Annotated in this window: 7 protein-coding genes, 1 other RNA gene and 1 pseudogene; 4 read left to right on the top strand and 5 right to left on the bottom strand. The window is 75.9% G+C overall.

Features of this window, described 5'->3' with window-relative positions:
• A pseudogene (locus tag SSNG_RS42010) lies at positions 1–340 on the bottom strand (hypothetical protein); the annotation flags it as partial.
• 92 nt (positions 341–432) lie between these two features.
• Positions 433–1728, bottom strand: a complete 1296-nt coding sequence (locus SSNG_RS10615) for a serine/threonine-protein kinase (RefSeq protein ID WP_007263822.1) — start codon at positions 1726–1728, stop codon at positions 433–435.
• 187 nt (positions 1729–1915) lie between these two features.
• Between SSNG_RS10615 and SSNG_RS10610 the strand changes: the two genes are divergently transcribed.
• Positions 1916–2659 (top strand): hypothetical protein, encoded by a 744-nt coding sequence (locus tag SSNG_RS10610; RefSeq protein ID WP_050779593.1) that lies wholly within the window; start codon positions 1916–1918, stop codon positions 2657–2659.
• A gap of 70 nt (positions 2660–2729) precedes the next feature.
• Here SSNG_RS10610 and rnpB read toward each other — a convergent pair.
• An RNA gene (gene rnpB / locus SSNG_RS38340) (RNase P RNA component class A) lies at positions 2730–3132 on the bottom strand.
• 76 nt (positions 3133–3208) lie between these two features.
• Here rnpB and SSNG_RS10605 point away from each other — a divergent pair.
• Positions 3209–3943, top strand: a complete 735-nt coding sequence (locus SSNG_RS10605; RefSeq protein WP_007263820.1) for a MerR family transcriptional regulator — start codon at positions 3209–3211, stop codon at positions 3941–3943.
• Complete coding sequence (locus SSNG_RS10600; RefSeq protein WP_007263819.1) at positions 3940–4749, top strand: hypothetical protein; 810 nt, start codon at positions 3940–3942, stop codon at positions 4747–4749. The genes SSNG_RS10605 and SSNG_RS10600 overlap by 4 nt, the downstream gene beginning before the upstream one ends.
• 99 nt (positions 4750–4848) lie before the next feature.
• On the opposite strand, the gene SSNG_RS10595 is transcribed toward SSNG_RS10600, so the two are convergent.
• On the bottom strand, positions 4849–5772 hold the full coding sequence (locus tag SSNG_RS10595; RefSeq protein ID WP_050779592.1) for a helix-turn-helix domain-containing protein: 924 nt from the start codon (positions 5770–5772) through the stop codon (positions 4849–4851).
• Between the two features lie 105 nt (positions 5773–5877).
• Positions 5878–7329, bottom strand: a complete 1452-nt coding sequence (locus tag SSNG_RS10590) for an RNB domain-containing ribonuclease (protein ID WP_042800845.1) — start codon at positions 7327–7329, stop codon at positions 5878–5880.
• A 195-nt stretch (positions 7330–7524) separates the two neighbouring features.
• Here SSNG_RS10590 and yaaA point away from each other — a divergent pair.
• A partial coding sequence (gene yaaA / locus SSNG_RS10585) for a peroxide stress protein YaaA (RefSeq protein ID WP_007263816.1) occupies positions 7525–8291 on the top strand: 767 nt, incomplete at its 3' end.

Genomic DNA, 8291 nt, shown 5'->3' with positions numbered 1-8291 from the left:
CGTTCCACTCGTCGATGATCGACGTGGCGGTCCGGTCGGCGACGCGGATCTCGTCCGCGTCGCTGGACGGGATCTTCGCGACGGCCAGTCCGCCGGCGGCCGGGTACCAGTCGGAGGCCTGCCCGGCCGGCCGCCCGGCGGCGCGGTCGGTGCCGCCGGTGGTGCCGCCGGTGGTGCCTCCGGCGGTGCCCCGGTCGGTGAGGGAGGCCGAACAGGTGGTGTTCGTACGGAAGTCGTCCGACCAGACGATGCCGGGGCCGGCCGCGCGCCCGGTGTCGACGACCACGAAGGTCCCGTACGGGAGGTCCGGGTAGGCGCTGCGCAGGTGGCGCAGGCCCATGCAGACGGTCCGGGCGACCTCGCGGAGCGAACCCCCGTCGAGCGCCGGGCCGGTGGAGGTGACGTAGACCTCGCCCCGGGGCTGGTGGAAGGTCAGGGCGAAGTCCTGGCCGGGACCGTCGCCAGGTGTCGAGCCAGGCTCCCCGTTCCGATGGACGGGTGGGCGTCGTGCTCGGCGGGCGTCCGTGCCGCGCGGGCCTGCCGCCAGGTCGTGAGGGTCGGTCCGCCGTCGGCGGTGGCGCCCTCGGGGTCGGAGGACGGGACGGGGGCGGTCGGAGTGCCGGTGGTGCGGGAGGCGTTCCCCGGGGTGGCGACGGCCCGGGCCCCGGCGGCCCGGCCGTCGTCGCGGGAGGCCGAGGGCAGTGCGAGGAGCCCGCCGACGGCCCCGCCGAGGACGGCCGCGCCCACGGTGACGGCGAGCAGCAGGCGCCCCCGGCCGGGGGCCGGCGGGGAGGGCCAGGAGGGGTCTTCGACGGCGGGCAGGTGCCACTGGGCGGCGATCGGGTCGCCGGCCAGGGTGGGCGCGACGCCGGCGGTGAGGAGCTGGGTGGCCTCCGCGGCGAGCAGGGCCGAGCAGCGGTCGGCGGCCCGCTCGGCGGTCGGCCGGGCCGCGGGGTCCTTGGCGAGGGCCGCCTCCACCACCTCGCGGAGGGCGGCGGGCAGTCCGTCGAGATCGGGGTCCCCGGACATGACGCGGAACGCGACCACGTCCGGGGCGCCGCTGCCGAAGGGGAGGCGGCCGGTGGCGGCGTGGGCGACGAGGGCGCCCCAGGCGAAGAGGTCCCCGGCCGGGCCGGTGGTGCCGGAGCGGTAGTGCTCGGGGCTGATCCAGCCCGGCGTGCCGGTCATGACGCCGGTCCGGGTCACGGAGGTGCCGTCGGCGGCGTGGGCGATGCCGAAGTCCAGCATCCGTGGGCCGGCCGGGCTCAGGATGACGTTCTGGGGTTTCACGTCCCGGTGGACCACGCCGGCGCGGTGGATCGCGGAGAGCGCCTGGGCGGTCCCGGCGGCGAAGGCGTACAGGCTGCCGCCGGTGAGCGGGCCGTGGGCGGCGAGATGCCGGTCCAGGGTCGGGCCGGGCACGTATTCCGCTGCCAGCCAGGGGCGTTCGGCCTCGGTGTCGGCCGCCAGCACGGGCACCAGGCAGGGGCCCTGGACGCGGGCGGTCAGGGCGACCTCGCGGCGGAACCGGGCCCGGAACTCCGGGTCCTGGGCCTGGGCCAGGTGAACCGACTTGACCGCGACCCGCGTTCCCCGGGGGTCGAGGGCGGCGTGGACGGTGCCCATGCCGCCGGTGCCGAGGCGCCCGATGATCCGGTAGGGGCCGATCCTCTTCGGGTCGCCGGGGCGGGCGGGTTGGACCCGCCCGCCGGGGGCGGTGCTTCTCAAGGGGGCTTCTCTCTGTCAGCGCGGCTGATTCGGAGGAGACCGTCTCATTTTTGGAACTCCCTATGTCACGCTTTGGCGTTCTATTTAAGCTGGGCGCCGCTCATGTTCCGTGTTCACGGCGCTCCTTCCGAGGGTGTTCGGCATTCGGCCCTGAGCCAGACGGCAACCACCCAGCGGAGGAGTCCCCATGACCACCCCCTACCCCGGCCAGCAGCCGGAGCAGCCCTACGGCGGGCAGCCGCAGCAGCCCTACGGCCAGCAGCCCGGCTACGGATACCCCCAACAGCCCCCGGCCTACGGCCAGCAGCCCCCGCCGCCCTACGGCCAGCAGCCCCCGCCCTACGGCTACCCGGCCCCGCTGCAGCCCCCGCAGAAGAGCAACGCCGGCAAGATCATCGGCTTCGGCTGCGGCGGCATCGTCCTGCTGTCGCTGGTCCTCTTCGCCTGCGGCGCGGTGGTCACCGGCGCCTCCAAGAGCAGCGCCAAGAAGGACACCCCGATCACGGTGCCCACCGCGTCCGGCGCCCCGTCGGCCCCCAACGCGGCGCCGATGCAGCCCGCGCCCGGGAACTCCGACGCGCCGGCCGGGACGGCCGACAAGAACGCCGACGTGACGCTGACCGCCTCGCCGACCCCCTTCAAGCCCAGCATCCTGGCCCAGAGCGGCGACTACACCTCCGTGCAGGTGACCATCGTCAACAACGCCGCCAAGCAGGTCGACGTCAACGTCTTCTACTTCGAGGTGACGGGAGAGGACGGCACGCGCCGGCAGATCGAACTGGCGGCGGCCGAGGACCAGATCGACACCGTCAAGCTCGCCAAGGGCGAGAAGGCCACCGGGACCATCACGGTCAAGGGCAAGATCACCGCGAAGACGGTCACCTTCAGGAACGGCTTCGTCGGCAAGTCGTACACCGCCCCGGTGAAGTAGCCGCACGGCCCCGACGGGTCCCGCTCCGGCGGGTCCCGCCCGGGCGGGCCGGGGGAGAGAAGGAGAACGACAGACGAGTCGGCCTGTACGCCGGGTTCTGTCACCCGGAGACCTCGCGGTCGCCGGGGAGACGGCCATCCATCTAGGACCGGCGTTGCCGCCGGCCTCGTGCGGTCTACCCGCGAACATCGGGCGGGCAGCCCTCAAGCGTTCGCGCAGACCCGTCCGGGGACGGGTCCTCTTGACCTTGCTCCAGGTGGGGTTTACCTAGCCGCCTGAGTCACCTCAGGCGCTGGTGGTCTCTTACACCACCGTTTCACCCTTACCGGAGGCCGAAGCCCCCGGCGGTCTGTTTTCTGTGGCACTGTCCCGCGGGTCACCCCGGGTGGGCGTTACCCACCACCCTGCCCTGTGGAGCCCGGACGTTCCTCGGCGGGATCCGGGGATCCCGACGCGGCCGCCCGGCCGACTCGTCTGTCGTGCCGACCATGCTACCGGCTGTCCGCGCCGCCTTGACCTTGACGCAGCGGAAGGGTTTCTACTGGGGGCATGCGGATCGGAGAGATCGCCGCGCTGGTCGGGCTCACCACCCGGGCGGTCCGGCACTACCACCATGTCGGGCTGCTCCCGGAGCCGGAGCGGCGCCCCAACGGCTACCGGGCCTACACCGTGCGCGACGCCGTGCTGCTGGCCCGGGTGCGCCGGCTCACCGAGCTCGGGCTCGGCCTGGACGAGGTACGGGACGTCCTCGCCGACGACGCGGGGCGCGAGCTGGCCGACGTCCTCCACGAACTGGACGCCGACCTGGCGCGGCAGGAGGCCGAGCTGGCCGAACGCCGCCGCCGGCTGGCCGTGCTGCTCGCCGCCGGCCCCGCAGACGGCGAGCCGGTCTCCCCGGCGCTCGCCGCGCTGCTGGCGAAGGCCCCGGCGACGGACTCGCCGGCCGCCGCGAAGGACCGCGAGCACCTCACCCTGCTCGACGCCACCGGCGCCGCCGGGGAGGAGCTGTACTCCGTCCTCGGACGGCTGGCCGCCGACCCCGCCGTCCTCGCGCTGTACGAACGGCTCGACGAGCTGGCCGACGCCGCCGTCGACGACCCCCGGATCGGGCCGCTCGCCGAGGCGATGGTCGCCGCCGTACCGGACGAGGCCTTCGCCGCGATCCCGTCCGGCGGGCCCGTCGTCCCCGGCTTCGGGGAGGCGCTGCTCGCCGAGTACGCCCCCGCGCAGGCGGAGGTCGTACGCCGGGTCATGGCGGCCTTCGTCGCCAAGGGGCGGGCGTGAGCCCCGTACGGGCCGCGCGGATCGCGGCCTGCGCCGTCGTACCCGGCGAGCTGGTCCTCGTACTGTGCCTCGCGGCCGGCGTGCGTCCGCCCGGGTGGGCGACGGCCGCCGCCGAGGTGCTGGTGCTCGGGACGCTGCTGCTGGAGGCCTGGGTGCTGGGCTCGCTGCGGCGGCGCACCGGCTCCTGGCGGTCGGCCGTACGGGCCGTCGTGCCCGAGGCGGTGCTGCGGCTGCTGGTGCACGAGCTGCGGGCCGTCGCCTCGCTCGGCCGGTGGGTCGTGCGCCGCAGGCACGGCGTGGGCCCCGGCGACCTCGCTGCCGCGTACACCGGACCGCAGACGGCCATGATGTACGGGTTCCTCTTCGTGTCGGTGATCGAGACCGTCGGGCTGGCCGTGCTCATCCCCTGGCCCGCCGTGCACCGGGTGGTGCTGGTCCTCGACGTGTACGGGGTGCTGCTGCTCCTCGCCCTGCACGCCGCCTGCGTGACCCGCCCGCACGTGCTGCGGGCCGACGGGGCGCTGCGGATCCGCTACGGGGCCCTGTTCGACCTCACCGTCCCGCCGGACGCGGTGGCCTCGGCCCGGGTGGAGCGCCGCTACCCCGAGGGGCGGCTCGTGACGGTCTCCGAGGACGGGGTGCTGGACCTGATCGTGGGCAGCCAGACGACCGTCACCCTGGAGCTGAACCGCCCGCTGGACTTCCGCCGGCCGCTCGGCGCCCGCGCCAGGGCCCGTACGATCCGCTTCCACGCCGACGACCCCCGCGCCCTGGTGGCCGCAATGCGGCAACCCGCACCCCCGTGACGGGCTGCCGCACTGCGTGGGGACTCTCCGGGGGAGGAGGAGTCGTACGCCGAGCGTGGCAGCCCGGGCCCGGCCCCGTCTTGTACAAAACGGCCCGCCTCAGCCCGGCGGCGGGAGCAGCACGCTCGTGATGCGGCCCGGTACCCGGTCCAGCGCCGAGCCCGGCGGCAGGCCGCCGCGCAGCAGCGCGAACCGGCCGGGCGGCAGACCCGTCATGGCCTTCACCTCCCGGCCCAGGTACGCCTGGTCGTGGTAGCCGCAGGCGGCCGCCACCTCGGCCGGGGGCGTCCCGGCCGCGAGCCGCCGCAGCGCGTGCTGGAGCCGGAACAGCCGGGCCACGGCCTTGGGCGGCAACCCCACCTCCTCGCGGAAGCGGGCCCGCAGCCGGCGTGCGCTCCAGCCGGCCTCCGCCCCCGCCCGGGCGGGCGCACCCGGGCCGGTGTCCGCCCACAGCCGGACGAGCGCGCCGCGCACCTCGGGGGAGGCGGCCGGACCCCGGTCCAGGCGGGCCGCGAAGACGGAGTCGAGCAGCTCGAAGCGGGCCTCCCAGCCGTCCGCGTCCCGGAGCCGCTCGGCCAGCCGCGGCCCGCCCGGCCCCAGCACCTCGGCGAGGTCCACCGGCCCCTGCCCGAAGTGCGCCATCGGCACCCCGAAGAGCCGGTGGGCGCCGAGCGGGCTCATGTTGACCTCCAGCCCGTGCACCGCGCCCGCGTGCACCCCGAGGACGGGGGCGGTGCGGGGGCCGCCGATCAGGGCGCGGGAGGCGGCGGCGGGCCGCAGCCGGGCGGTGTCGAGCCCGGCGCCCCGGCTCACCCACAGGCCCTCGTCGAAGGTGAACACCAGCGTGACGAAGCCGGTGGGCAGCTCCAGGCGGCGCCGGGGCGCGGTGAAACGGGTGTCGAAGCCGGTGTAGTTGACGATGTGCGGGCGCAGCACGGCGGCGGGCCGGCGCACCGGCGGGGCCGACGGCGCGGCCGACGGCGCGGCGGACCGGGACCCGGCGGCCCGTTCGGCGGCTCCCAACTCCGGGCCTCCCGGGACACTCGCGCGGCCGGTGGCGCCGCGGGGTGCGCCGATGATGGCAGAGCCGCCGACCGAGGGCCATACCGGTGCCGTGGTGAAGCCCCCCTACGCCGGCGCGAAGAGGATCTTCGCGGTGCCCGGGTCGGCCTGGGTCAGCCGGACCCGGATCTGTTCCCCGAGCGGCAGCCGTTCCGCCGGCGACACGACCCGTCCCACCACGGCCGGCTCCTCCAGGTGCACCGTCCCGGTCTTCGGCTCCTGCTCCTTCACGTCGATGACCGTCGCCTCGAAGGTCTCCCCGACGCGGTCCTTGAGCAGCGCCGCCTCCACCAGGTCCACGCACTCCCGCTCGGCCGCGTTCGCCAGCCGGGTCCCCTCCGCCATCTCGTGCGGCAGCGCCTCCAGCGCCTCCACCGCCCACGCCGGCGGCTCTGCCCCCGCCACCGCCGCCACGCACAGCTCGCCGGCGTAGCGGTCGGCGAGCCGGCGCAGCGGGGCGGTGCAGTGCGCGTACGGGGCCGCGACCGCCGCGTGCAGGGCAGGGTCCGGGATGCGGCCGCCGGTGAAGACCGTGTAGCCGGCGCCGCGCAGCAGGGCCGTGCACTCCTGGAGGAAGGCGGCGTGCGCCGGTACGCGCGGGTCGAGGGAGCGGACCAGTGCCGCGTACGGGAGGTGGTGCGGCCAGTCGATCCGCAGCGCCTTCGCCGCCCGGCGCAGCCGCCCGACGGCGCCGTCGGGGGCGGCGGGGAGGGTGCGCAGGATCCCGGTGCCGGAGGCGAGCATCAGCTGGGCGGCCGCCATGCCGGCCATCAGCGAGACCTGGGCGTTCCAGCCGTCGGCCGGGAGCGGGGCCCGGTAGACCAGGCTGTACGAGCCGCCGTGCTCGACGACCTCCTGCTCGGGGACGTTCAGGGAGACGCCGCCGCGCTCGGCCTCCAGTGCCTCGCGCAGGGTCCCGATGTCCTTCAGCAGCGCCAGGGAAGGTTCGGCGGTGCCGGTGTCGATGGCCTTCTGCACCCCGTCGTAGTCGAGCTTGGCCCGGCTGCGCACCAGGGCGCGGCGGACGTCGGTGGTCTCGACCCGGCCGTCGGAGTCCAGGTCCAGCCGCCACACCAGGGCCGGACGGGTGCGGTCGGGCAGCAGGCTGGCCGCGTCCTCGGAGAGCACGGCCGGGTGCAGGGGGACCTTGCCGTCGGGGAAGTAGAGGGTGGTCACCCGGCGGTGGACCTCGGCGTCGAGGGCGCCGCCGGGGCTGACGAAGGCGGCGACGTCGGCGATGGCGTAGTGCACGCGGTAGCCGCCGGAGGGGCGCTTCGCCAGGTGCATGGCCTGGTCGAGGTCCACGGAGGCGGGCGGGTCGATCGTGAAGAAGGGGAGGCCGGTCAGGTCCTCGGACGGCAGCCGGGGTGCGGCGGCCGCCCGCCGGGCCTCGGCGAGCACCTCGGCGGGGAAGGTCCCGGGCACGCCCAGTCGCGTCCGCAGGGCGTCGAGCGCGGTGCGCAGGACCGTCCCGTCCGCTCCGTCCGCTCGGGCCATGTGCATGTGACGGCGTGGCATGGACCGAGCGTAGGCCGAGTCCGGCGGTTCCGCGCGGGCCGCGGCGGGACGCGGCGGGACGCGGCGCGGCCGGGGCGGGGTGCGGCCGCGGGCGTCCGCCCGCGGGCCGTACGCCGGTGACCGGGCCGCGACGGGCCGTCTACCCTGGCCGGGGGGCCGCATCCCCTGCGCCGCGTCGTCTGAAGGAGAACCACCGTGCTCGTGCTGCTGCCGCCCTCCGAGGGAAAGGCCGCCGGCGGCTCCGGCGCACCGCTCGACCCCGCGTCCCTGTCGCTGCCGGGCCTGGCCCCCGCGCGGGCGGCCGTCCTGGAGGAGCTCGTCGAGCTGTGCGCGGGGGACGAGCTGAAGGCGCGCGAGGTGCTCGGGCTCAGCGAGGGCCTGCGCGGTGAGGTCGCGAAGAACGCCGCCCTGCGCTCGGCGCCGGCCCTCCCGGCCGGGGAGACCTACACCGGTGTGCTCTACGACGCCCTTGACCTGGCGGGGCTGCCGGCGCCCGCGCGGGAGCTGGCCGAGCGGACGCTGCTGGTGTTCTCGGGGCTGTGGGGCGCGGTGCGGGTGACGGACCGGATCCCCTCCTACCGCTGTTCGATGGGCGTCAAGCTGCCGGGGCTGGGCGCGCTGGGCGCGTACTGGCGGACGCCGATGGCCGAGGTGATGCCGCAGGCGGCGGGGGACGGGCTGGTGCTGGACCTGCGCTCGTCGGCGTACGCGTCCGCGTGGAAGCCGAAGGGGGAGACGGCGGGCCGCACGGCCACGGTGCGGGTGCTGCACTCGCAGGTGGTGGACGGGGTGGAGAAGCGGTCGGTGGTGAGCCACTTCAACAAGGCCACCAAGGGCCGCCTGGTGCGGGATCTGTTGCTTGCCGGTGCCGTACCGGCGTCGCCGGGGGAGCTGGTGACGGCCCTGCGGGACCTGGGCTACGCGGTGGAGGCCGAGGCCCCGGCGAAGCCGGCGAAGGCCTG

The organism is Streptomyces sp. C (assembly GCF_000158895.1).
GTDB lineage: Bacteria > Actinomycetota > Actinomycetes > Streptomycetales > Streptomycetaceae > Streptomyces > Streptomyces racemochromogenes.
This window is presented reverse-complemented; position numbering and strand designations above follow the sequence as displayed.